Annotated in this window: 22 protein-coding genes; 8 read left to right on the forward strand and 14 right to left on the reverse strand. The window is 72.0% G+C overall.

Annotation, left to right across the window (positions count from 1 at the left end; translation table 11 throughout):
- Positions 1–104: 104 nt before the first annotated feature.
- On the forward strand, positions 105–428 hold the full coding sequence (locus tag FDM97_RS25070) for a hypothetical protein (protein ID WP_137992744.1): 324 nt from the start codon (positions 105–107) through the stop codon (positions 426–428).
- A 41-nt stretch (positions 429–469) separates the two neighbouring features.
- On the opposite strand, the gene FDM97_RS25075 is transcribed toward FDM97_RS25070, so the two are convergent.
- From FDM97_RS25075 to FDM97_RS25095, 5 genes are all read right to left on the reverse strand, one after another.
- Complete coding sequence (locus tag FDM97_RS25075; RefSeq protein ID WP_137992745.1) at positions 470–964, reverse strand: DUF6099 family protein; 495 nt, start codon at positions 962–964, stop codon at positions 470–472.
- Between the two features lie 125 nt (positions 965–1089).
- Positions 1090–1470 carry a nucleotide pyrophosphohydrolase gene (locus FDM97_RS25080; protein ID WP_137992746.1) on the reverse strand — a complete coding sequence of 127 codons (381 nt, stop codon included), beginning with the start codon at positions 1468–1470 and terminating at the stop codon, positions 1090–1092.
- Entirely contained in the window at positions 1463–2758 is a 1296-nt protein-coding gene (locus FDM97_RS25085; RefSeq protein WP_175439231.1) for an AAA family ATPase, read from the reverse strand. The genes FDM97_RS25080 and FDM97_RS25085 overlap by 8 nt, the downstream gene beginning before the upstream one ends.
- A gap of 55 nt (positions 2759–2813) precedes the next feature.
- Positions 2814–3239: a cell division protein SepF gene (locus tag FDM97_RS25090; RefSeq protein WP_137992748.1), complete on the reverse strand. Its 426-nt coding sequence runs from the start codon at positions 3237–3239 to the stop codon at positions 2814–2816.
- Between the two features lie 109 nt (positions 3240–3348).
- Positions 3349–3807: an Lrp/AsnC family transcriptional regulator gene (locus FDM97_RS25095; RefSeq protein ID WP_137992749.1), complete on the reverse strand. Its 459-nt coding sequence runs from the start codon at positions 3805–3807 to the stop codon at positions 3349–3351.
- Positions 3808–3923: 116 nt separating this feature from the next.
- On the opposite strand from FDM97_RS25095, the gene FDM97_RS25100 reads away from it, so the two are divergent.
- From FDM97_RS25100 to FDM97_RS25125, 6 genes are all read left to right on the forward strand, one after another.
- On the forward strand, positions 3924–4997 hold the full coding sequence (locus FDM97_RS25100; RefSeq protein ID WP_137992750.1) for an asparaginase: 1074 nt from the start codon (positions 3924–3926) through the stop codon (positions 4995–4997).
- A gap of 85 nt (positions 4998–5082) precedes the next feature.
- Positions 5083–6486, forward strand: a complete 1404-nt coding sequence (gene aspA, locus FDM97_RS25105; protein ID WP_137992751.1) for an aspartate ammonia-lyase — start codon at positions 5083–5085, stop codon at positions 6484–6486.
- A 246-nt stretch (positions 6487–6732) separates the two neighbouring features.
- Positions 6733–8121 (forward strand): MBL fold metallo-hydrolase, encoded by a 1389-nt coding sequence (locus FDM97_RS25110; RefSeq protein WP_137992752.1) that lies wholly within the window; start codon positions 6733–6735, stop codon positions 8119–8121.
- Positions 8122–8243: 122 nt separating this feature from the next.
- Positions 8244–8828: a rhodanese-like domain-containing protein gene (locus FDM97_RS25115; protein WP_137992753.1), complete on the forward strand. Its 585-nt coding sequence runs from the start codon at positions 8244–8246 to the stop codon at positions 8826–8828.
- Positions 8825–9772 (forward strand): sulfite exporter TauE/SafE family protein, encoded by a 948-nt coding sequence (locus FDM97_RS25120; protein WP_137992754.1) that lies wholly within the window; start codon positions 8825–8827, stop codon positions 9770–9772. Before FDM97_RS25115 ends, FDM97_RS25120 begins: the two co-directional genes overlap by 4 nt.
- A 27-nt stretch (positions 9773–9799) precedes the next feature.
- A complete protein-coding gene (locus tag FDM97_RS25125) occupies positions 9800–10090 on the forward strand; it encodes a metal-sensitive transcriptional regulator (RefSeq protein WP_254705750.1) in 291 nt (96 codons plus the stop codon).
- A gap of 10 nt (positions 10091–10100) precedes the next feature.
- Here FDM97_RS25125 and pspAB read toward each other — a convergent pair whose 3' ends face one another.
- Together pspAB and htpX are read right to left on the reverse strand one after the other, a co-directional pair.
- Entirely contained in the window at positions 10101–10679 is a 579-nt protein-coding gene (pspAB, locus tag FDM97_RS25130; protein ID WP_137992755.1) for a PspA-associated protein PspAB, read from the reverse strand.
- A gap of 67 nt (positions 10680–10746) precedes the next feature.
- The gene (gene htpX, locus FDM97_RS25135) at positions 10747–11673 is read right to left on the reverse strand and encodes a zinc metalloprotease HtpX (protein ID WP_137992756.1); all 927 of its coding nucleotides are present in this window, start codon (positions 11671–11673) and stop codon (positions 10747–10749) included.
- 192 nt (positions 11674–11865) lie between these two features.
- On the opposite strand from htpX, the gene FDM97_RS25140 reads away from it, so the two are divergent.
- Positions 11866–14682 carry a heavy metal translocating P-type ATPase gene (locus FDM97_RS25140; protein WP_137992757.1) on the forward strand — a complete coding sequence of 939 codons (2817 nt, stop codon included), beginning with the start codon at positions 11866–11868 and terminating at the stop codon, positions 14680–14682.
- Here the strand turns inward: FDM97_RS25140 and FDM97_RS25145 are convergent.
- The 7 genes from FDM97_RS25145 to FDM97_RS25175 form a co-directional block, all read right to left on the reverse strand.
- Positions 14677–15135: a flavin reductase family protein gene (locus FDM97_RS25145; RefSeq protein WP_137992758.1), complete on the reverse strand. Its 459-nt coding sequence runs from the start codon at positions 15133–15135 to the stop codon at positions 14677–14679. The two genes, FDM97_RS25140 and FDM97_RS25145, sit on opposite strands and share 6 nt — an antisense overlap.
- 121 nt (positions 15136–15256) lie before the next feature.
- Positions 15257–16015, reverse strand: coding sequence for an NADPH-dependent F420 reductase (locus FDM97_RS25150; RefSeq protein ID WP_137992759.1), 759 nt, complete (start codon positions 16013–16015; stop codon positions 15257–15259).
- 122 nt (positions 16016–16137) lie between these two features.
- Entirely contained in the window at positions 16138–17283 is a 1146-nt protein-coding gene (locus FDM97_RS25155; protein WP_137992760.1) for an acyl-CoA dehydrogenase family protein, read from the reverse strand.
- A gap of 122 nt (positions 17284–17405) precedes the next feature.
- Entirely contained in the window at positions 17406–18266 is an 861-nt protein-coding gene (locus FDM97_RS25160; RefSeq protein WP_137992761.1) for a sulfurtransferase, read from the reverse strand.
- A gap of 54 nt (positions 18267–18320) precedes the next feature.
- A complete protein-coding gene (locus FDM97_RS25165; protein ID WP_137992762.1) occupies positions 18321–19511 on the reverse strand; it encodes an MFS transporter in 1191 nt (396 codons plus the stop codon).
- Positions 19512–19596: 85 nt separating this feature from the next.
- Positions 19597–20880 carry a styrene monooxygenase/indole monooxygenase family protein gene (locus FDM97_RS25170; RefSeq protein WP_137992763.1) on the reverse strand — a complete coding sequence of 428 codons (1284 nt, stop codon included), beginning with the start codon at positions 20878–20880 and terminating at the stop codon, positions 19597–19599.
- Positions 20877–22013 (reverse strand): LLM class flavin-dependent oxidoreductase, encoded by a 1137-nt coding sequence (locus FDM97_RS25175; RefSeq protein ID WP_137992764.1) that lies wholly within the window; start codon positions 22011–22013, stop codon positions 20877–20879. Before FDM97_RS25175 ends, FDM97_RS25170 begins: the two co-directional genes overlap by 4 nt.
- Positions 22014–22051 lie beyond the last annotated feature (38 nt).

Below are 22051 nucleotides of genomic sequence, written 5' to 3' on the forward strand. Positions count from 1 at the left end.
GCGGAGCCGGACCGCCCGGCCCGCGTGCCGGCGGCCGCTGCCGGTGCGTCGTTCTCACGTGTGGCCCCTCCCCTGCGGGAAGGGCCTGGGCCGAGGAGGCCGCCATGTCCCAGGAAGCCGCGCCCGAACGGGCGATGCCCGAGCAGCCGGTCCAGCAGTCCGTGCCCGAGCAGAAGGGCGCCGGCGCCCCCAAGGGCCTGCTGCAGCAGATGGAGGAGCTGATGGCGGCGCTGACCGCCGACCTGTCGCAGCTCGACGCCGACCTTCAGTCCTCGGCGGACCGCCACGAGACCCGCGCGGAAGAGCAGCGCCCCGAGGACCGGCTGCCGGCCGAGCCGGACGGCTCCTCCACGGGTCCCGGCGGGCCCATCCGTCGCGACGGCACCGAGGGCCGCTCGGGCGGGCTCTCCGGCGGCCGCTCCTTCTGATCGCGTTCCGGCCGTCCTCCACCCGTCCCCGCGGCCGCCGTTCATGACGGCCCCGCCGGACCCGCCCTCTCCCGGGCGGCATCGGGCGGCCGGTCCCGCTCCCGCACCGCGAGCCGGCGCAGCATCCCGCGCACGCGATCGCTCGATTCGTCGGCGGCGTCGATGGCCTCGATGCACTGCCAGTACAGCCCCTCCTCGTCGGTCGCACAGGCCACGCCGACGAGGGCGATCCCCACTTCTCCGAGGAGCACGCCGAGCGCGGTCAACGCCACGCGCGCGTCCCCGACTTCGGTCAGCCGGGCGGCCCTCGGTCCGCCCGTCCGCAGCGCGGAATGGTCGACCACCCCGCGTCCGCCGCCGATCTCGCTCAGCCCGCGCGCCTCGCTGCGCAGCTCCAGCGGTCCGCACAGCGCGAGATGACTGCCTATCGCCTGGGCGAGGGCCTGGGCCTGCCAGGCCTCCGCCACGATGTCCAACGCCGTCCGGCTCTCCGCCAGCGCGTGCCGGCCCGCCGCGATCAGTCGCTCCGCTTCCATGTACGCCGCCCCCGTTCGTACGACTTACTGCTCACTGAGTCATTACCCAGAGTGAAGGCGCCTGAGCCCAAACTCCAGAGGAATTCGGAAATCTGTGGACAGGAAGCTCGACGGGGAAATCCCGATCACTCCGAAGAGTGACGATCAGCGTCTTCGGGGGTGTCCGCGGCCCGTCCAGGGGGACGACCGACGGGGAAGCGGAGTTCGTTCCTGTCGATCTTCGCCGACAGCGCGGCGAGCGGATCGATGCCGAGCACCCCGCAGAACTGGAGCAGATACGCCAGCACGTCCGCGACCTCGTCGGCGACCCGGTGCGCCGCGTCCGGGTCGTCCATCACCCGGTCCGCCTCCTGCGGCGTCAACCACTGGAAGATCTCGAGGAGTTCGGCCGCCTCGACGCTCAGCGCCGCGGCCAGGTTCTTCGGGGTGTGGTACGGCTGCCACTCCCGTGAGGCCGCGAACTCGGCCAGCCTGCGCTGCAATCCCGCTACATCAAGTTCACTCACGGCTCAGGTCTACCACTGACACCCCGGGTGTCTGCCGCGCGCCCGTCGCGGCCGTCTCGCCGACCGCTCCCACGAGCCGGATGTGTCCGCCGGCGCAGATCGTCGTGGCGAGGCCGAGCAGTTCGCGGAACTGACGCCGGTCGAGCCCCCGGTCGAATCCGTCCGCGAGGACGGTCAGCGTCCGCATGGCGTCCGGCACTTCTCCGAGCTGGTCCATGGCGAGCACGCCCGGACCGGTGAGCAGGACGAGGGCGAGGGCGAGATAGCGCAGTTCCCCGTCGCCGAGCCGTCCCAGCGGGGTGGCGACGCGGCCGCCCGGCCGGGCTCCGCGTAACGCGCCCCCACCACCGCCCCCACCTGACTCCGCCGCCGTGCGCTCCAGGACCGCCCGTACCCTCGCGTCGGGCAGCTCCTCCACGCCCAGCGCCGTCACCGGCCCGGCGCAGCCCGCGCCCGCCACCGAGGCGAGCCGGGCGTGGCGCCGCGGGCAGTCGGTGCGGGTGCGGTGCAGCACCTCCGCGAGGTTGTCGCACCCGCGCCGCAGCCGACCCTCGCCGGCCGGCACCGGCGCCCGCATCCTGTCCGGCCGGGGATCGCAGGCGAAGACCGAGCGCAGCGCGACGACCACCTGCTCGGCCGCTGCCAGGACCTCCAGCTGACCCTTCGTCTTGCCCGCGACCCGCAGCGGCAGGAGGGCGGTTCCCAGGATGTCGTCGGGGAACGGCGCCCGCGTGACGGGCGTGGCTCCGGCGGTGTGCCACTCGGCCTGGACGGCGTCGCGGCCCGGGTCGCGGAGCGCGGTGGTGAGCAGCGTACGGCCGCGGCAGGTGAGGCGTTCGCCGACGATACGGAGCCGGGGCTCGGCCTGGACGGCGACGTCGAGGTGCACGGGGCCGGCCGGGCCGTCGACCGTGCAGCCGATCCGGAACCCGCGTCTCCCCTGGGCGTCGGGCCTGGCCCGCTCGGGAACGCAGTCGGCCGCGTCGGGGAACACGGAGGCCAGGTCGTCGCCCGCGCCCAGCCGTGCCAGCGCCTCGTAGGCCCGCAGGGCGCCGGACTTCCCGCTGCCGCTCGGGCCGGCGAACAGCGTCACCGGCCCGAGAGGGAAGACGGCGGCGCGGTGGGAGGCGAAGGCGGAGAGGCGCAGTTCGGTGACGGCGGGGCGAGTGCGGTGGCGCGGGATGCCGCCCAGGAGGTTGCGCACGAAGGCGGAAGCGGACGGAGAAGCCCCGCCCGATGAGGGCGCGTCAGACGTGCGGTCGGGCGCGGAGCCGCTGGTGGAGTGCATGATCGGACCGTACGCAGCTCGTTGTATGACGAACCGTTCCGCCGTGATGACCTTCCTACGATCGGGGGACGGCGATCCCCGCCCCGTCCTCCTCGTGCTCCGTCTCCGGCGCGCCCTCGACTTCGGTACCGGCCGGGGTCAGCAGGAAGACGTTGCGGTCGACGCGGTGCATGGCGCTGCCGAGCCCGAAGACGACGCCACTGCTGAAGTCCAGGATGCGCTTGGCGACTTCGGTGTCGGCGCCGGTCAGGTCCAGCAGCACCGGGATCCGGGCGATGAGGTATTCGGCGACCTCGCGGGCGTCGGCGAAGACCTGTACGCGCAGGACGACCATGCGGCGTTGCTCCGCGGCGTCGTACGGGTCGGGGATCGCGCGGTGGTCGACCCTGGACGGCCATTCGTCACGGCCGCGCAGGGGCACGACCTGGGCGAGGCCCTCCCACTGCTCGTCGGTGACGTCGTACCTCTCGTACCTACTCATGCACCCATCCTCCCGTTCCTCACCCGATCGGCCCAACAGCGACACGACACGACTCGGCCACCACCGCACACAAGATCATCTGCGCGCGGCCGCTGTCATCTCGTATCCGTCATCTCGTGTCCACGGGCAGCCCGCGCGGCTCCTTGACCCGTTTCATGATGATCTGCGAGTTGACCTCGGTGACTCCGGTCAGCGAGGTCAGCCGCTCGATCCAGAGGCGTTCGTACGCGGCGAGGTCGGCGACCGCGATCCGCAGGAGGCAGCCGGGGCTGCCGAAGAGGCGGTACGCCTCGATGACGTCGGGGATGTCCTGAAGGGCCGCCTCGAACGCCTCGACCGTCTCCCGGTCGCGCCGGACCTCGATCGAGACCAGCACCTCGAAGCCGCGCCCGACGGCCCCGGGGTCGATGACGGCGCGGTAGCCCTGGATCACCCCGTCCTCCTCCAGCTGCCGCACGCGCCGCAGGCATGCCGAGGCGCTGAGGCCGATGCGCTGGGCGAGCTCCAGGTTGGTCAGCCGACCGTCCTCCTGAAGCTCGCGCAAGATGCTGCGATCAATCTTGTCCATGGCGCAATTATCCACGCACGCGACTCGTATCGTGGCGCTGAATTCGCAATCGAATTGCAGTCGTACTGTCCTATCGTTGCGAGGGCGACGACCTTCGACCTCCGGGACAGACAGACATGCAGTGGACACGCGACGACCGGCCGCGCCGGATCACCCTCATCAGCACCGGCGGCACCATCGCCAGCCGCTGGCAGGGCACCGGGTACGCGGCCGACGCGTCCGGCGACGACGTCCTGGCCACCTCGCCCCTCCCCGAGGGCGTGACGGTCGAGGTCGTCGACCTCTTCAACGTCAACAGCTCCCGTATGACCTCCGCCCGCCAGGTCACGCTGCTGCGCGCGGTCCACGCGGCGCTCGCCGACCCCGGCGTGGACGGCGTCGTGGTCACGCACGGCACGGACACCCTGGAGGAGTCGGCGTTCTTCCTGGACCTCCACCACTGCGACCCGCGCCCGGTGGTCTTCACCGGCGCGCAGCGCCCGCTCGGCACGGGCGACGGCGACGGTCCGGGCAATGTGTACGACGCTCTGCAGGTCGCCGCCTCGGTACGTGACCTGGGTGTGCTCGTGGTCTTCGACGGCCTGGTGCACGCGGCGCGCGGCACGGTGAAGACGCAGACCCTGGCGGCCGACGCCTTCGCCGACCCTTCCGAGCACAGCCTCGGGAAGGTCGGCTTCGGCACCGTGGACATCCGCCGCCGGCCGGACCGCCCGACCCCGCTCCCCCTGCCGGCCGCCGGAGCTCCCGGCATCATCGGCGCCCTGCCCCGGGTCGACCTGGTCATGCACCACAGCGACGGCGACGCGCTCTTCCTGAACACGTCCGTGGCCGCCGGCGCCCAGGGCGTCGTGCTGGTCGGCACCGGCGCGGGCAACGCGACCCCCGAGATAGCCGAGGCCGTCGGCGAAGCGGTCGCCCAGGGCGTCCTGGTCGCGCTCAGCACGAGGGTGCCGGCCGGGCCGGTCGCCGAGATCTACACCGGCGGCGGGGCCGTCGACCTGGTGGCCGCGGGTGCGGTGCCGACCGGGACGCTGCGTGCGGGCCAGGCCCGGATGGCCGTCCTGGCGACGCTCCTGTCCGACGTCACCCCGGAGCGCCGCCCGGCGCTGCTGCACGGCCTGCTGAACGGCCCCACGCGCGCGGAGCCCGCCCTGACGGCGGCCGGCTCCCGCTTCTCCGGCGGCTCCTGACCCGCGCGTACCCTCCCCGGCTCCACCCCCGCTCCACCCCGTTTCGCCCTGCCCTCCCCTCCCCACCCCGAAGGCCCTGACCTCCATGAACACTGTCTCCCGCCGTGAGCACGACCTCCTCGGAGAGCGGGAGGTGCCCGCCGACGCGTACTGGGGCATCCACTCCCTGCGCGCCATGGAGAACTTCCCGATCACGGGAACGCCGATCTCCGTCTACCCGCAGCTGATCGACGCCCTGGCCGCCGTCAAGGAGGCCGCCGCCCTGGCCAACGAGGAACTCGGCCTGCTCGCCCCGGAGAAGGCGGCCGCCATCGTCGCCGCCTGTCAGGAGATCCGCTCCGGCAAGCTGCACGACCAGTTCGTCGTCGACGTCATCCAGGGCGGCGCCGGCACCTCGACGAACATGAACGCCAACGAGGTCGTCGCCAACCGCGCCCTCGAACTCCTCGGCCACGCCAAGGGCGAGTACCAGTTCCTGCACCCCAACGAGGACGTCAACCTCAGCCAGTCCACCAACGACGTCTACCCGACCGCCGTGCGGATCGCGGCGATCACGGCGGTACGCGGACTGCTCCAGGCGGCGTCCGTGCTCCAGGACGCGTTCGCGGCGAAGGCGGTCGAGTTCCGCGACGTCCTGAAGATGGGGCGCACGCAGCTCCAGGACGCGGTGCCGATGACGCTGGGCCAGGAGTTCTCCACGTACGCGGTGATGCTGGACGAGGACCGAAACCGTCTCGCCGAGGCCGTGGAGCTGATCCACGAGATCAACCTCGGCGCGACCGCGATCGGTACGGGCCTCAACGCCCCGGCCGACTACACCGAGACGGTCCGCCGCCACCTCGCCGAGATCACCGGCATGCCGCTGGTGACCTCCGTCAACCTGGTGGAGGCGACGCAGGACTGCGGCGCGTTCGTCCAGCTCTCCGGTGTCCTCAAGCGGCTCGCCGTCAAGCTCTCCAAGACCTGCAACGACCTGCGCCTGCTCTCCTCGGGCCCGCGCGCCGGCCTCAACGAGATCAATCTCCCCGCCGTACAGGCCGGTTCGAGCATCATGCCGGGCAAGGTCAACCCGGTGATCCCGGAGGTCGTCAACCAGGTCGCCTTCGAGGTGATCGGCAACGACATGACGATCACGATGGCGGCGGAGGGCGGCCAGCTCCAGCTCAACGCGTTCGAGCCGGTCATCCTGCACTCCCTGGCGAAGAGCATCACCTCCCTGCGGGCGGCCTGCCTCACCCTCGCGGAACGCTGCGTCGCGGGCATCACGGCCAATACCGACGAGCTGCGGGCGGCGGTGGAGAACTCCATCGGCCTGGCCACGGCCCTCAACCCGTACATCGGCTACACCGCGGCGACCGCCATCGCCAAGGAGGCCCTCCGGACGGGCCGCGGAGTCGCCGAACTCACCCTGGAGAAGGGCCTCCTGCCCGCGGAGCGCATCGCCGAACTCCTCACTCCGGAGCGCCTGACGGGCACCCACCTCAGCTAGCCCCGCCCGCAGCCCCTCCCAGATCCGCGCCGACGCACCCCCGGCCCGGGCCGGTCAACCGGCCCCGTGGCCGACGGGTGCGTCGGCCGTTTCGCGACCCACTCAGCTCCGTGGGATACCCAGGGGGGTATTTGACAGGCGCGAGTCGCTGCCTTTACCGTCGATGACGTCATACCCCAGGGGGTATCGAGAACTCTCTCACATACCCCGGGGGGTATCGAAATCTCGTCTTCTACGGAGGTCTCCGTGTTCTTCGCGCAGTACTACCTCGACTGCCTCTCCCAGGCGTCGTACATGATCGCCGACGAGGCCACGGGTCGGGCCGTGGTCGTCGACCCCCGCCGCGACGTCTCCGAGTACCTGGCGGACGCCGAGGCGCACGGCTTCACCGTGGTGGGCGTGGTCAACACCCACTTCCACGCCGACTTCGTCGCCGGGCACCTGGAGATGGCCGCCCGCACGGGCGCGTGGATCGGCTACGGCCGGCGGGCGGAGACGGAGTACCCGATCCGCAGGCTGGCCGAGGGTGAGCGCATCGTTCTCGGCGACGTCGCCCTGGAGATCATGGAGACGCCGGGACACACCCCCGAGTCGATCAGCGTCCTGGTGTACGAGCACGCCGACGACTCCGTCCCGTACGGAGTCCTGACCGGCGACGCCCTGTTCATCGGGGACGTGGGCCGCCCGGACCTGCTCGCCTCCGTCGGCGTGACCGCGGAGACGCTGGGCGCGATGCTGCACGACAGCGTCCAGAACAAGCTGATGAGCCTGCCGGACGAGGTGCGGGTCTTCCCCGCCCACGGCGCCGGGTCCGCGTGCGGCAAGAACCTCTCCACCGAGAAGCAGTCCACCATCGGCGAGCAGCGCGCCACCAACTACGCCTGCGCCCCCATGAGCCAGGACGACTTCGTGGCCCTGGTCACCGCCGGCCAGTCGGCGGCTCCGGGCTACTTCGCCTACGACGCCGACCTCAACCGGCGCGAGCGGGAGCTGTTCGACCCGGCCGCAGCGCCCCGGCCGCTGTCCATCGAGGAGTTCGCCGCCCGCCGCGGCCTGGGTGCCGTGGTGGTCGACGCCCGCGACCCGCAGGAGTTCGCCGCCGGTCACCTGGCCGGGGCGGTCAACGTGCCCGCCGACGGGCGGTTCGCCGAGCAGGCCGGCACGGTCCTCGCCCCCGAGGCGGAGCTGCTGGTCGTCGCGCCCCAGAACCGCGAGGAGGAGATCGTCACGCGTCTGGCCCGCATCGGCTTCGACCGCGTCGCGGGCTATCTGCGCGGCCCCGACGACGCCCTGGCCGCGATGACCGACGAGGTCGTCCGGGCGAGCCGCCTCACCGCCGCCCAGCTGCGCACCGCCCTGGCGAGCGACGAGCCGCCGGTCGTCGTCGACGTCCGCACCTGCGGCGAGCGGAGCGCGAACGGCGTCATCGAGGGCGCCCTCGCCATCGCCCTGGGCGAACTCCCGCGCCGCCTCGACGAGATCCCCACCGACCGGCCCCTGGTCCTGCACTGCGCGGGCGGCCACCGCTCCTCCATCGCCGCCAGCCTGCTGCGTCACCACGGCTTCACGGACGTCTCCGACGTCCTCGGCGGTTACGCCGCCTGGTCGCTGCTGAACACCTCCGCCACCGTCTGACACCGGGCCGCCCGGACGGGCGGTCGGCCAAGACACACACCTGCCCCCCCGGGAGGGCCCACGCCTGCCCTCCCGTATACCCCACCCCGTATTTTCACGTCTCGCACCACACGGAGTTCCCCATGACCACCGACGCCTCCCGCACCGGCGGCCTCGCCCCCACCACCCTGCAGCGGCTGATCGAGGACGGCCGCGGTCCGCGCCTGCTCGACGTCCGCACCCCGGGCGAGTTCCGCACCGTCCACATCCCCGGCGCCTACAACGTCCCTCTCGCCACCCTGCGCGAGCACCGCGCCGAGCTGCTGAGCCACCTCGACGAGGACGTCGTCCTCGTCTGCCGCTCCGGCGCCCGCGCCGCCCAGGCCGAGCAGGCGCTCGCCGAGGCCGGCCTGCCGAACCTGCGCGTCCTGGACGGCGGGATGACGGCCTGGGAGGCGGCCGGCGGCCCCGTGAACCGGGGCGAGGCCCGCTGGGACATGGAACGCCAGGTCCGCCTCGTGGCGGGTTCGATCGTCCTGATCACCGGCCTTGCGGGGCTGCTCGTCCCCGGTCTCCACCTGATCGGTACGGCGGTGGGCGCCGGTCTGACGTACGCGGCGCTCAGCAACACCTGCGCCATGGGCGTCCTGCTGTCGAAGCTCCCCTACAACCGCGGCCCGCGCACCGGCATCCGTACGGTCATCGCCTCCCTGCGGGACGACTCGTGATCACGATCGTCCTCGCGGGCTCCCTGCTCATCGGCGTCAGCCTCGGCATCCTCGGCGGCGGGGGCTCCATCCTCACCGTGCCGATCCTGGTCTACCTCGCCGGGATGGACACCAAGGAAGCCATCGCGACCTCCCTGTTCGTCGTGGGCGTCACCAGCGCGGTCGGGCTCGTCCCGTACGCGCGCGCGGGACGGGTGCGCTGGCGCACCGGTCTGATCTTCGGCGCCGTCAGCATGGCCGGCGCGTACGGCGGCGGCAGGCTCGCCGAGTACGTCCCCGGCACCGTCCTGCTCGTCGCGTTCGCGCTGATGATGCTCGCCACCGCCGCCGCCATGCTCCGCAAGCCGCGCACGCCCCGCCCGCCCACGTCGGGCACGACAGGCACGACAGGCACGACAGGCACGACGGCCACGTCGGCGCACCGCGAACTGCCCGTGAAGCACATCGTCGCCGAGGGCCTGGCCGTCGGCGCGGTCACCGGCCTGGTCGGCGCGGGCGGCGGGTTCCTCGTCGTCCCCGCGCTCGCGCTGCTCGGCGGGCTCCCCATGAGCGTCGCCGTCGGCACCTCCCTCCTGGTCATCGCCATGAAGTCCTTCTCCGGACTGGCCGGCCACCTCTCCGGGGTGCAGATCGACTGGGGCATCGCCCTGACCGTCACCGCCGCGGCCGTCGTGGGCAGCCTCGTCGGCAGCCGCTTCGCCGGGCGCATCCCCCAGGACACCCTGCGCAAGGCGTTCGGCTGGTTCGTCGTCGTCATGGGTGCCTTCGTCCTCACCCAGCAACTGGGCGCCGCCGTCTGGACCAGCCCCTTCGCCTGGGCCGGCGCCGGCCTCGCCGCCACCGCGGCGCTGACATGGCGTACGGTACGAGCGCGCCGCGACGGGCCCGCCGACGCCCCTTCACCGATACGTGCGCACGAGCCCGCCGAACCCACCCGGGATTAGATACCCTTGGGGGTATCCTGAGAGCGGATGCCTACCGGCAGGAGGAACCCGGTGAAAGTAGAAGAAGAAGCCGCCACCGCGGTTCTGAACCGGCTGCGCCGCGCCCAGGGCCAGCTCGCCGGCGTCATCGCCATGATCGAAGCGGGCCGCGACTGCAAGGACGTCGTCACCCAGCTCGCCGCCGTCTCCCGCGCCCTCGACCGGGCCGGATTCAAGATCGTGGCCAGCGGCATGCGCCAGTGCCTCGCCGAGAGCGAGGAGGGCGCGCCCCCGATGAGCGAGCAGGAACTCGAGAAGCTGTTCCTCACACTCGCCTGACACGGCGACGTCACAGGCCGGGGGCGCCCCAGAGCGGGAACCAGCGGCCGAGGTCCTCCTCGATGCGCAGGTCGTCCCTCACCGTGGCCTTGACCTGGAGCTCCAGCGCGTTGTCGCGTTTCTGGCCGGGCAGCGGGGCGAAGGGGTAGAAGGTGCCCCGCTTGTAGAGGTAGACGAGCGCGAGCCGGCGCAGTTCGGCGTCGTGGAAGGTGACCAGGGAGCACAGGAGCTGCGGGCCGAAGCCGCTGTCCTGGAGTGTGGTGTTGACCGCGTGCACGTCGTTGACCAGGGCGGGCAGCTCGGAGGGATCCCGGCGGGACAGCAGCCACGTGTATCCGTACTCGTCCGTGCTGAACTCCACGGGCGAGCCGGCTCGTTCGGCGTCCGCGTCGAGGAGTTCGCGTACCTCCTGCCGGACCTGGGCGAAGGCCCCGCCCTCGATGGCGGCGAAGCACACCGAGCCGAGGCCGGTCGGGGTGAAGCCGATGGCCGCCTGGAGGGTGATCGCCGCCGAGGGAAGGCCGAAGAGCTGGTCCAGGTCAGGCTTGACCGGCTTGCTGCGGCCGAGCACGGCGTCCCAGAAACCCACGGGAGATCAACTCCTTCTCACGGTTCCTCACAGTGCCTCACGCTGCCTCGCGGCTCCTCACGGCTCCTCACGGCTCCTCGCCGGTCTGGCTGCCCGGCCCGCCCAGCTCGGCGGCGATCTCTTCGAGCGCCTCCAGGCGGCGCTCCAGGCTGGGGTGGGTGGAGAGCAGGTGCGCCACCGTCGTACCAGGCCCGAGCGCCGGGGTGAAGAAGAACGCGTTGAACGCCTGGGCGGTACGCAGGTCCCGTGTCGGGATCCGGGCGATGTCGCCGCTGACCTTGGTCAGAGCGGAGGCCAGGGCGGAGGGTTTCGCGGTGAGCATGGCCGCGGCGCGGTCGGCGGCCAGCTCGCGGTACCGGGACAGGGCCCGGATGAGCAGGAAGCTGACCGCGTAGACCAGCGCGGAGACCGCCATCACGGCCATGAATACGACCGCGGTGTTCTGGTCGCGCTGGCCGCGTCCGCCGAGCACCTGGGAGTAGAACGCGAAGCGGACGACGAGTCCGGCGATCACGCCCAGGAACGAGGCGATGGTGATCACCGCGACGTCACGGTGCGCCACGTGCGAGAGCTCGTGGGCGAGGACGCCCTCGAGCTCCTCGGTCTCCAGGCGGCGCAGCAGTCCGGTGGTCACACAGACCACGGCGTTGTCGGCGTTGCGGCCGGTGGCGAACGCGTTGGGCAGGTCCATGTCGGAGACGGCCACTCGGGGCTTGGGCATGTCCGCGGCGGCGCACAGCCGGTCGACGACACCGTGCAACCGGGGCTGCTCCTCGGGCGTCACGAGGCGGCCGTGCATGGCGTACAGGGCGATCCGGTCGGAGTACCAGAACTGCGCCCCCAGCAGCGCCGCGGCGATGACGACCACCAGGACGACGGACTTGAGCAGCACGATCAGCGCGGCGATGAACGCCACGTACACCAGCCCGAGCAGGAACATCGTGACCGCCATGCGGGCGGTCAGCTGCCGGTCGGGCTCGAAGCGACTGCGCACGGCCATCACCCCGGGACGACAATCCGCATGATCATGGCGACCGCCTTCCTCTCGGCGTCTGCACCGCTTCCATTGTCCGCCCGCTCCGGTCCCGGCAGCCTGGCGGCGCCCCGGAGGCCGCAGATGTGGCGGAACACGCCCGACGGCTGACATCGTGGTTCCAGGAGTACGTCGCAGGAGGGACGGTCTGCCATGGGCGCCGTCGATGTCGTCGTTGTCGCGTCCTCCGTCGCGTTGATCGCCGCTCTGGGCTGGTTCTTCTTCGGTCCGCGCCGGGCTCGCGCCGCGCGGCTGGAGGGCGGGGTGCAGCGGGTCGACGTGACGGTGCGCGGCGGGTACAGCCCCGATGTCATCCGGGTCCGCGAGGGGATCCCGGTGGAGCTGGTCTTCGACCGGCAGGAGAGCGGGGAGTGCACCAACCGGGTCGTCTTCCCCGACCTGCGCGTCAGTGCGGGTCTGCCGGCGTACGCGCGAACCACCGTGCGCGTCGATCCTCCCAGGCCTGGGTCCTTCGGGTTCGCCTGCGGAATGAACATGATCCACGGCACCCTGCTCGTCGAGGCGGGCGAGGCGGGCGAGGCCGGAGGCGAGGGCGAGGGCGAGGGCGAGGGCGGGGACCAGGGCGGCGGCACGGTCGTGAGCGCGCCCGGGGCCCGGGGTGAGCCGGAGTCCCGTACGGTCGCTCCGCCGCTCGGCGGCGTGTCGGCGGGCGAGGCGGAGGCGGCCGAGGCGGAGGAGCGGCAGGCGGAGATCAGGGACCTGACCCGGCGGGTGGGTCTCGGCGCCGTCCTCACCGCGCCGGTGCTGTTCGCCGTGATGGCCCACGAGCTCTTCGGCGCCGAGTGGGTGCCGGACTGGCTGCTCGACCACTGGCTCCAACTGGCCCTGATCACCCCGGTCATGTTCTACACCGGGTGGCCGATCCACGCGACGGGCTGGCTGACCCTGCGCCACCGCGGCGCGGACATGAACTCCCTGATCACGCTCGGTACGTCGGCGGCGTACGGCTACAGCCTGCTGGTCACCCTCGCGCCGTCCCTGCTGCCCGAGGACGTGCGCGAGGTCTACTTCGAGGCCGTCGGGGTCATCCTCACCCTCATCCTGCTCGGACGGCTGTTCGAGGCCCGCGCCAAGGCCGGCACCGGCGAGGCGATCCGCGCCCTGCTGGGCCTGCAGGCCCGTACCGCCCGCGTGATACGCGACGGGACCGAGGCCGAAGTGCCGATCGAGGACGTCGGCGTGGGCGACGAGCTCGTGATCCGCCCCGGGGAGAAGATCCCCGTGGACTCCGACGTACTGTCCGGGTCCTCCGCCGTGGACGAGTCGATGGTCACCGGCGAGCCGATGCCGGTGACGAAGCAGGCCGGAGACACGGTGATCGGCGCCACGGTCAACACCACCGGTTCCCTGCGGGTGCGGGCGAGCAAGGTCGGCGCGGACACGATGCTCGCCCAGATCATCCGCCTCGTGCGGCAGGCCCAGGCGTCGAAGGCACCGATCCAACGGCTCGCGGACGCCGTCTCCGCCTACTTCGTACCGGCCGTCATCGCCATCGCCATCGCCGCGTTCGCGGTCTGGTACACCGTCGGGCCCGCCCCCGCGCTCACCCTGGCCCTGGTCTCCGCGGTCGCGGTGCTGATCATCGCCTGCCCGTGCGCGCTGGGCCTGGCCACCCCGCTGTCCATCATGGTCGGCACCGGCAAGGGCGCCCAGGCCGGCATCCTCATCCGCTCCGCCGAGGCGCTGGAGACCGCCCACGGACTCGACACCATCGTCCTGGACAAGACCGGCACGGTCACCGAGGGCAAGCCCGTCCTGACCGACGTCCAGGCGGCTGAGGGCTTCGCCGAGGACGAGGTGGTGGCGCTGGTGGCGGCGGCCGAGGCCGACAGCGAGCACCCGCTGGCGGGAGCGATCGTCACCGGAGCCCGGGACCGGAACCTCACCGTGCCCACGGCCGGCGCCTTCGACTCGGTCACGGGCAAGGGCGTCCGGGCCACCGTCGACGGCCGTGCCGTCCTCGTCGGCACCGCGCGCCTGCTCGACGACGCGGGCGTCGGCACCGACGCGCTGACCTCGGTCGCGGCCGAGCTGTCCGCCCAGGGCAAGACGCCGGTACTGGCCGCCGTCGACGGACGGGCGGCCGGGGTGCTCGCCGTCGCGGACACCGTCAAGCCCGAATCGGCCCAGGCCATCGCCGCCCTGCAGAGACTCGGCATCGAGACGGTCGTCATCACGGGAGACAACGCCCGCACCGCCGCCGCCATCGCCGCTCAGGTCGGCGTGGAACGCGTCCTGGCCGAGGTGCTGCCCGAGCACAAGGCCGACGAGATCCGCCGCCTCCAGGCCGAAGGCCACACCGTGGGCATGGTCGGCGACGGCATCAACGACGCGCCGGCGCTGGCTGCCGCCGATGTCGGGCTCGCCATCGGGACCGGCACCGACGTCGCCATCGAAGCCGCCGACATCACGCTCATCTCCGGCTCCCTCACCGGTGTCGTCACCGCGATCCGGCTCTCCAGAGCCACCATGCGCAACATCCGGCAGAACCTGTTCTTCGCCCTGATCTACAACGCCGTCGGGGTGCCGCTCGCCGCGGGCGTCCTGTACCCGCTGTGGGGCATCCGCCTCAGCCCGATCATCGCGGCCGCCGCGATGGCCCTGTCCTCCCTGTCGGTGGTCACCAACTCCTCCCGCCTGCGCCGCTGGCACCCCACACCTCTGCCGTCGGCCGCACCCGCCCCGGTCGAACCCCGGGTCGAGTCCGCCGCGGACCGCGGCGGGCACGACAAGCACGGCGGGCACGACGAGCACGGCGGGCACGGCGGGCACGGCGGGCACGACGGTCACGACGAGGGCGCGACGGCGGTCGACCCGGTCTGCGGCATGCGCGTGGACCCGGCGACCGCCCCGGAGCGGCGCGAGACCGCCGCCGGCACCCTCAGCTTCTGCTCGGCCGCCTGCGCGGCGGCCTTCGACGCCGACCCCGGCCGGTACCAGGCCTCATGAGGCTTCCATCCGCTGGAACTGGCCCGCGTAGAACAGCAGGGCCTCGTCTCCGTCGCCGGTGGCGGAGGAGAGCACCTCGCCGACGAAGAGCGAGTGGTCACCGGCGACGTACGACTCGACCAGTTTGCATTCCATCCACGCCAACGCGCCCGGCAGCAGCGGCGCACCCGTCAACGGGCCCGGGTTCCAGGCGACACCGTCGAACTGGGCCATCCCCAGCGGCCGGGCCTTGTCGGCGAAGTACCGGGCCAGCGTCTCCTGGCTCGCGCCCAGTATCGAGACGCCGAAGCTCCGTGATCTGGTGATCTTCTCGTGCATGACCGCCGTGTGGGCGACGCAGCAGTGCACGAGCGGAGGGTCGAGCGACACCGATCCGAACGCGTTCGCGGTCATCGCGTGGACGTTGGGCTCGCCGACGGACAGCACGACGACACCGGAGGCGAACCTGGACATCGTCTGCCGAAACGAAGCCGGCGTGGGCCGCCCGTCGGAATCAGACACCGGCACTCCATTCTGAGAAGAAGATCGCACGCAGTCGCGCCAAGGGCTGTTCCGGCGCCGACGCGCCGGACGGTCAGTCGGACGTGAGCCTTCCGGGGAGCCTCTCCCCGGCGTGGTTCCGGATGGCGATGTCGGTCAGTTCCTTCACGCGGGCGGCCGCCACGCCGGGTCCCCGGGTCTCCTGGAACCAGCGGTGCAGCACGTCCTCGCTCGCGCCGAAGGGCGGCGGCCCGGGGAAGTAGGGCCGGACGTAGACCGGGGTGCCGGGCTCGCTGCGCCAGCTGTCGGCGAGGGTGCCGATGTCCACGGTGTCGTAGCCGAGGGTGTCGAGCAGCCCGGCCACGTCGGCCTTGGCGGCGGGGTCGTCGCCGGCGATGGGCAGGGCGCTGCGGTCGGGCGCGCCGGCGGGCCGGGCGGCGGTGAGCAGGCTGATGAAGAAGATGTTGTTGCACGCCTTGACCACGCGGGAGTCGGCCAGGTGCCGCTGTACGAGGGCGCTGGAGGTCACCTGGCGCGTGTCGAGTCCGGCGATGCGGCCGTCGCGCTCCGGGTAGTAGTTCATCGTGTCGATGACGGTCTTGCCCGCCAGGGCGGCGGCGGGCAGTCGGTCGTAGGCGTGCAGGGGGATGGTCGCCACCACGAGGTCGCCGGCCTCGGCGGCCTCGGCGGGGGTGGCCGCCCGGGCCTGTGCGCCGAGTTCGGCGACGAGGTCGGCGAGGGTCTCGGGGCCGCGGGAGTTGCTCAGCACGACGTCCAGACCGGCGGCCACGGCGAGGCGGGCCAGCATGCCGCCGATCATGCCGCTGCCGATGAGCCCGAGAGTCTTCGTCACGATGTCTTTCTCCATCTCCGTAGGTGGTGCGGTCGGCCGCGCGGGCTGACGCCTGCGCGGACCGACCAGGCCTGGCCCCTGACCGGGGGTCACTGACCAGGGTCGTTCCGGATCGAGCCCTGTCACACGAAGGGGCTCACGGTGTTCTCCGCGCCCAGCAGGGCGGCGCCGTAGACCTCCAGGTTGACCTGCGGTATGAGCATGCCGTGGCGGGCGGCCACGCTGGCGTCGCGCCAGATCCGCTGCAGCGGGCTCGCGTCGGCGAGTCCGCTCGAACCGTGGGCGGTCATCAGGGTGTCCAGGGCGCGGCCCACGTGGCGGGCGGCCACGGCGGCGTCGGCGCGGTAGCGGGCGCGGAGGAGTTCGGCGGGGTAGACGGCCTCGGCGGCGTGCCGGTCGAGGGCGTCGGCGGCGCGGTACGCGTGCAGTTCGGCGGTGTCCAGGGCGGTGGCGGCCTCCGCGATCTGGAGCTGGAAGGCCACGGAGTCGCTCTGGCGGGCGAAGTTGGTGAAGGCGATGCCCTTGTTCCCCGCGGCTTCGACGACGTGCGTCAGGGCGGCGCGGCCGAGGCCGAGCTGAGGGCCGGCGACCATCAGGACGAGCGAGGGCACGATGGCGTTGCGGTACGAGGAGGGAATGTCGGGCGTGACGTTCGCGCCCCCCACCAGCGGACCGAGCCGCAGCACGCGGTGGTCGGGCACGAACGCGTCCTCGACCACGTAGCGGTTGCTGCCGGTGGACCGCATGCCGGCCATGTGCCACTCGTCCACGATCTCGTAGTCCTCACGCGGCACCAGGAGGGCCGCCGGGCCGTCCTCGAGGACGACGGACGCGATCACCCACGACGCGTGCCATATCCCGGAGGCGTAGCTCCAGCCGCCGCTGAGCCGGTAGCCGCCCGGCACGCGGCGGACCGGGCCGCTGGGCTTGAGCGTGCCGCTGATCAGGGCGTCGGGATTCTCGCCCCACACGTCGTCCTGCGCCTGCTCGGGGAAGAGGGCCACGCACCAGCTGTTGCCGTTCCACAGCGAGGTCAGCCAGCCGGCGCCGCCGTCGATCGCCGCCACGGCGGACGCCAGCTCCAGGTGGGTGCGGAGCGTCGCCTCGCCGCCCCCGTACCGCTTGGGCGTGGCGGTGCGGAACACGCCCGCCTCCTGCAGCGCCGCCACCGACTCGTCGGCCAGTCGGCGTTCGGCGTCGGCCTTGGAGGCGGCGCCGGTCAGCTGCGGCGCCAGGGCGTCGATGGCGGTGAGGACGTCGGAGCTCATCGCGAACCTCTTCCAGTTATCTCGTTCATGACGGTGTCGGGCGCGGTGGTGATCCGCGCCCGGCCTCCTCCGGTGTGTGCGGGGTGGGCGGCGGGGTGGTGGCCGGGAGGTGGTGGGGAGGGTCAGAGCGGGTTGTCGCCACGTACGACGGGCACGCCCATCAGCGAGCCGTACTCGCCCCAGGACCCGTCGTAGTTCTTCACGTCCGGCCAGTCGAGCAACTCGCTCAGGACGAACCACGAGTGCGCGGAGCGCGCGCCCACCCAGCAGTAGGTGATGGAGCCGCTCGCCGGGTCCAGTCCCTCGTAGACCCGGGCCAGTTCCTCGCCGGACTTGAAGGCGCCGTCCTCGTCGAGGACCTTGTCCCACTCCAGGTTGACCGCGCCGGGCACGTGGCCCGCGCGCTGCGCCACGTCGTGCGGGCTGTTGCCCGGCGCGAACGCCTCGCCGGCGAACCCCGGTGCGAAGATGCGGCCCGCGTACTCGTCCGGGGCGCGTACGTCGATCAGGTTCTTGGCGCCGATCGCGGCGAGCACGTCGTCGCGGGTGGCCCGGATCGAGCTGTCGGGTTCCTCGGCGTGGTAGCTGGTGGCCGGGCGGACCGTCTCCTCGGAGGTGAGCGGGTGGCCGTCGCGCTGCCACTTCTCCCTGCCGCCGTCGATCAGCTTCACCGACCGGTGCCCGTAGAGCCGGAAGTACCACAGCGTCAGCGCCGCGAGCATGTTCGCGTTCGGCGAGTAGAGCACGACGGTGTCGTCGTTGCCGATGCCTTTCGCGCTGAGCAGCTTCTCGAAGGCGCCGCGGTCGATGACGCCGAGGCGTACGTCGTCCTGGAACTCGTCCCACCCGATCCAGACGGCACCGGGAACGTGACCCTTCCGGTGGTCGGCATCGCTGTTTCCGGTTTCGACGAAGACCGTGCCCGGCTCACCGATGCGGGCCGACGCCCATTCTCCGGTGACCAGAACGGATTCACGAGCCATGGAGCGCTCCTTTTCGGTGGGAGAACCACGCCGGGCGACGGCTTCGGGGGCGTATCACGCCACCGAGACCTCGGGGTTCGGGTTCGGGTCCTTGGTGACGGTCGTACGGCGGTCCCGGAACCAGGCGAACAGGCAGGTCAGGATGCCGAGGAAGGTGATGGCGGCGGCCACGGGGTAGATCCCGCGCAGGCCGAGCTCGCCGTCGATGATCCGGCCGCCGAGCCAGGACGCGAACGCCGCCGCGAGCTGGTAGGCGGACGCGTTCACCGCGAGCGCCAGCGTGGGTGCCTGCGAGGCGGTCCCCAGGACCCTGGCCTGCGTGCCGGGGACGATGGAGAAGCCCAGCGCGCCGAGGAGGAAGACCATGATCGCGGAGCCCACGAGGCTGGCGCCGACCGCCCACATGCCCAGGAGGGCGACGGCCAGTGCGGCGAGCAGGCCGACCAGCGACGGCATGAGCGCGCGGTCGGCGAGCCAGCCGCCCGCGAGGTTGCCGACGGTCGCGCCGACACCGTAGACGAGCAGCAGGATCGGCACCGCGGAGGTGGTGAACCCGGAGACGTCGGTCAGCAGCGGTGCGAAGTAGGTGAAGACGATGAGCAGGCCGGCGTTGCCGACGACGGTGACCAGGATGGCCAGCTGTACGGGGGCGTTCTTGAGCACCCGCAGTTCGCCGAAGGCCGAGGTGGAGGTGTCGTTGGGGAGGGTGGGCACGAAGCGCATGACCATCAGCAGGCCGACGGCGCAGGTGATGGCGATGGCGACGAACGTCGCGCGCCAGCCGAAGCTGTTGCCGACGAAGGTGCCCAGCGGGGCGCCGAGGATCATCGCGAGGTTCATGCCGAGGATCAGCTTCGACACGGTGGAGGCCGCCTTCTCCGGCGGCACGGTCGACGTCGCGATGACGATCGCGTTGGCGAAGAACGTCGACGTCACCAGAGCCGTGATGACGCGCGCCGCGAGCGCCACGCTGTAGACGGGCGCGAGCGCGGACGCCACGTTGCCCAGGATCGCGATCACCAGCAGGACCAGGATCAGCTGCTTCCGCGGGTAGCGGGCGGTGAGGGCCGTCACCACCGGGCCGCCGAAGATCATTCCGATCGCGTACGCCGTGACGAGAAGACCGGCTGCCGGAATGGACACCTCGAGGCCGTTCGCGACGTCCGGCAGGATGCCGGCGATCACGAACTCGCCTGTGGTGATGCCGAAGACACACAGCATGAGGGACAGGACACGGATTGGCATTTTCACTCTCGCATCTGAATCGGTAGTGCGCTGTCAGTCGGCTGCGGGGCGCACCTAGGGGTCCGGGGCAGGGCCCGAGAAGCGGTCATCCATGCGCCACGTCCGTGACGTGCCGACCGCCTTCGGTGCAGCTCCTGACAAAGGAATCCACCCCTTCCGGGCTGGACAGCACGGCCCACATCGCCACCGGGTCGTGGAACCGGCCGACGAACGCGTCCGCGATCTGCTTGTCGCCGGCCGCCCGGCCGAACAGCTCCATGACGTGCGGCGGGGGCGGCGCCAGGAAGGCGTTGCTCCACTCGACGACATGGCGTGCGTGGTCCCACAGCCGGGCCGACGCGTCGCGGCAGAACGCGTCGTCGAGCGGACCGGTGGCGGAGGCGATGAGATCGGCCAGCGCGAACGCCGTGTGCGAGCCGAGGTTGGCGCCCTGGGCGGTGAGCGGATCGTTGGTGATCCAGGCGTCACCGATGGCCAGGGCGCACGTGCCGTCGGCGAGGCGCGCCCATCCCCGGCGGACGGTCGGCGTGACGCCGCCCTGCGCCAGTTCGCCCGGTGCGACGAGGCCGAACCGCGCGGTGTCGACGCGTTCGCGCAGACTCGGCGCGTACGCGGCCAGCAGACGCAGCACCTCGCGGTGGAAGCCGGCCGGATCGGCGGCGGCGTCCAGGTGGGCGGGCGCCTCCAGCGGGCCGCCCGGCACCGCCTCGAAGGCCAGCACGTGGGCCGGACCGAGGCGGGACAGGAACGGTATCCGCAGGATCTCCCCGATCCCGGGCAGGAAGTGGATGTCCAGCTCGTGCGGGACGTCCTCCCGGATGCCGTGGTAGAAGCCGCTGCACAGGATCCGCTGGGGTGTCGTGTGGGGCGACCGCTCGGGGTCCACGGGGAACAGCTCCCGCATGGACCGGTCGCCGTTGGCGACCACCACCAGGTCGTGCCGACGGGCGACCTCGTCCACCACGACCGGGCCGATCCGTACGTTCCCGCCGCGCCGGGCGAACTCGGTGAGCAGGTGCGGCAGGTAGAGGCGGAAGTCCACCACGCTCGACGGCGGTGCGAGCGCCGCGGCGAACTCCAGGTCGGCGCCCTCGCCGTGGATGGTGATCGCCCAGCTGTGCACCCGGGCGTCGTCGAACTGCCAGGCGTGCACGCCGAGCGAGTCCTCGCGCGCTTGCGTCGGGGCGAACCGGGCGGGGAAGTTCCGCGGCCGCGCCGAGCCGAGCTCTTCGGCGGTCTGCGCGGAGTACAGCGTCACTGGTACGCCGAGCTGCTGGAGGCGTAAGGCCAGTTGCAGCCCGGAGATACCGGAACCGATGATGCCGATGTCGGTCTCGGTGTTGCCGGTGCCGGTGCCGGTGTCGGTCATGCCGTCACCCGCTCGGTGAAGGAGTCCGACCGCAGCTGCTCCGCCAGCCAGACCACGCTCTCCACGGCGTACCCGGCGGCCTCGGGCGAGGCCAGGGCGGAGACGGGGATCAGTACGGGCAGACGCATGCCGGCGTCGACGAGTTCGCCGATCCGGTCGAGTACGGTCTGCCGGCTGCCCGTGATCGCCAGGTCGGCGACCAGCGCGTCGGGCACGACGGCCAGCGCCTGCTCGACCTGCTCCCGCGTCAAGCGGTGCGGCAGCAGGTGCGACAGCCCCTGGTAGTCCTCTCCGAAGGGATGGGCGACGCCGTACTCGCGCCACGTGGCGGCGCCGGCGTGCAGGGCCAGATACCGGATCGCCTTGACCTGGCACAGCTCGCGGGCCGCCTCGTCGGTCTCGGCCACGATGATCGGCACTCCGCCCGCGGCGACGATCCGGTCGGGGTCCCGGCCCGCGGCGACGGCCGCTTCCCGTACGACGGCCCACCTGCGGGCGTACTCGGCCGGCGCCATCAGATCCGACGGTATCCAGCCGTCGCCGTACCGTCCGGCGAGCGCGGTCATACGGGGGCCGCTGCCGCCCACCCAGATCTCCGGGACGCCGCCGTCGGGCGCGCGCAGGTCCATGACCGCCTGGTCCAGGGTGAAGAACTCGCCCTTGAAGTCGTACGGCCCCTTGGAGTCGAAGAACATCCGCAGGATCTGCAGCGCCTCCTCGACGCGGCTCACCTGGCGGTCGTGGCGGATGCCGTAGGGCTGGAGGTTCTCCTGCGCGCCCGCGCCGATGCCGATGACCGGCGGGCGCTCGGTGAACTGAGCCAGCGTCAGCGCGGTCTGGGCCAGCACCGCCGGGTGCCGGCGGTGCGGATCGGTGACCCCCACCGCCAGCCGTACCGGACCGGCGTGCGAGGCGAAGTTGCCGAGCACGGTGGCGAATTCGAGCGACAGGTCGGGGGTCGGGAGCGCCGCCGCCACGTAGCTGAAGTCGGTGTCCCATGCCTGACGCGGAAAGACGTTGATCAAGTGGTCGAACACAAGGAACGTGTCCAGCCCCGCGGAACGCGCGAGGTCGAGCAGACCCCGCCCGCCCTCGACCGGCCCGACGGCGTCCCACGCCAGTCCCACCCTCATACCCCGCTCCTCACAGCCAGTGCTTTCGCGATGAACTC

The organism is Streptomyces vilmorinianum (genome assembly GCF_005517195.1).
Lineage (GTDB): Bacteria > Actinomycetota > Actinomycetes > Streptomycetales > Streptomycetaceae > Streptomyces > Streptomyces vilmorinianum.

Excerpts from the sequence above, each read along its gene's own strand:
- FDM97_RS25070 (WP_137992744.1), top strand. The coding sequence starts at position 105 with ATGTCCCAGGAAGCCGCGCCCGAACGGGCGATGCCCGAGCAGCCGGTC.
- FDM97_RS25075 (WP_137992745.1), bottom strand. The coding sequence starts at position 964 with ATGGAAGCGGAGCGACTGATCGCGGCGGGCCGGCACGCGCTGGCGGAG.
- FDM97_RS25085 (WP_175439231.1), bottom strand. The coding sequence starts at position 2,758 with ATGCACTCCACCAGCGGCTCCGCGCCCGACCGCACGTCTGACGCGCCC.
- FDM97_RS25090 (WP_137992748.1), bottom strand. The coding sequence starts at position 3,239 with ATGAGTAGGTACGAGAGGTACGACGTCACCGACGAGCAGTGGGAGGGC.
- FDM97_RS25095 (WP_137992749.1), bottom strand. The coding sequence starts at position 3,807 with ATGGACAAGATTGATCGCAGCATCTTGCGCGAGCTTCAGGAGGACGGT.
- FDM97_RS25100 (WP_137992750.1), top strand. The coding sequence starts at position 3,924 with ATGCAGTGGACACGCGACGACCGGCCGCGCCGGATCACCCTCATCAGC.
- aspA (WP_137992751.1), top strand. The coding sequence starts at position 5,083 with ATGAACACTGTCTCCCGCCGTGAGCACGACCTCCTCGGAGAGCGGGAG.
- FDM97_RS25115 (WP_137992753.1), top strand. The coding sequence starts at position 8,244 with ATGACCACCGACGCCTCCCGCACCGGCGGCCTCGCCCCCACCACCCTG.
- FDM97_RS25125 (WP_254705750.1), top strand. The coding sequence starts at position 9,800 with ATGCCTACCGGCAGGAGGAACCCGGTGAAAGTAGAAGAAGAAGCCGCC.
- FDM97_RS25140 (WP_137992757.1), top strand. The coding sequence starts at position 11,866 with ATGGGCGCCGTCGATGTCGTCGTTGTCGCGTCCTCCGTCGCGTTGATC.
- FDM97_RS25145 (WP_137992758.1), bottom strand. The coding sequence starts at position 15,135 with ATGTCCAGGTTCGCCTCCGGTGTCGTCGTGCTGTCCGTCGGCGAGCCC.
- FDM97_RS25155 (WP_137992760.1), bottom strand. The coding sequence starts at position 17,283 with ATGAGCTCCGACGTCCTCACCGCCATCGACGCCCTGGCGCCGCAGCTG.
- FDM97_RS25160 (WP_137992761.1), bottom strand. The coding sequence starts at position 18,266 with ATGGCTCGTGAATCCGTTCTGGTCACCGGAGAATGGGCGTCGGCCCGC.
- FDM97_RS25165 (WP_137992762.1), bottom strand. The coding sequence starts at position 19,511 with ATGCCAATCCGTGTCCTGTCCCTCATGCTGTGTGTCTTCGGCATCACC.
- FDM97_RS25170 (WP_137992763.1), bottom strand. The coding sequence starts at position 20,880 with ATGACCGACACCGGCACCGGCACCGGCAACACCGAGACCGACATCGGC.
- FDM97_RS25175 (WP_137992764.1), bottom strand. The coding sequence starts at position 22,013 with ATGAGGGTGGGACTGGCGTGGGACGCCGTCGGGCCGGTCGAGGGCGGG.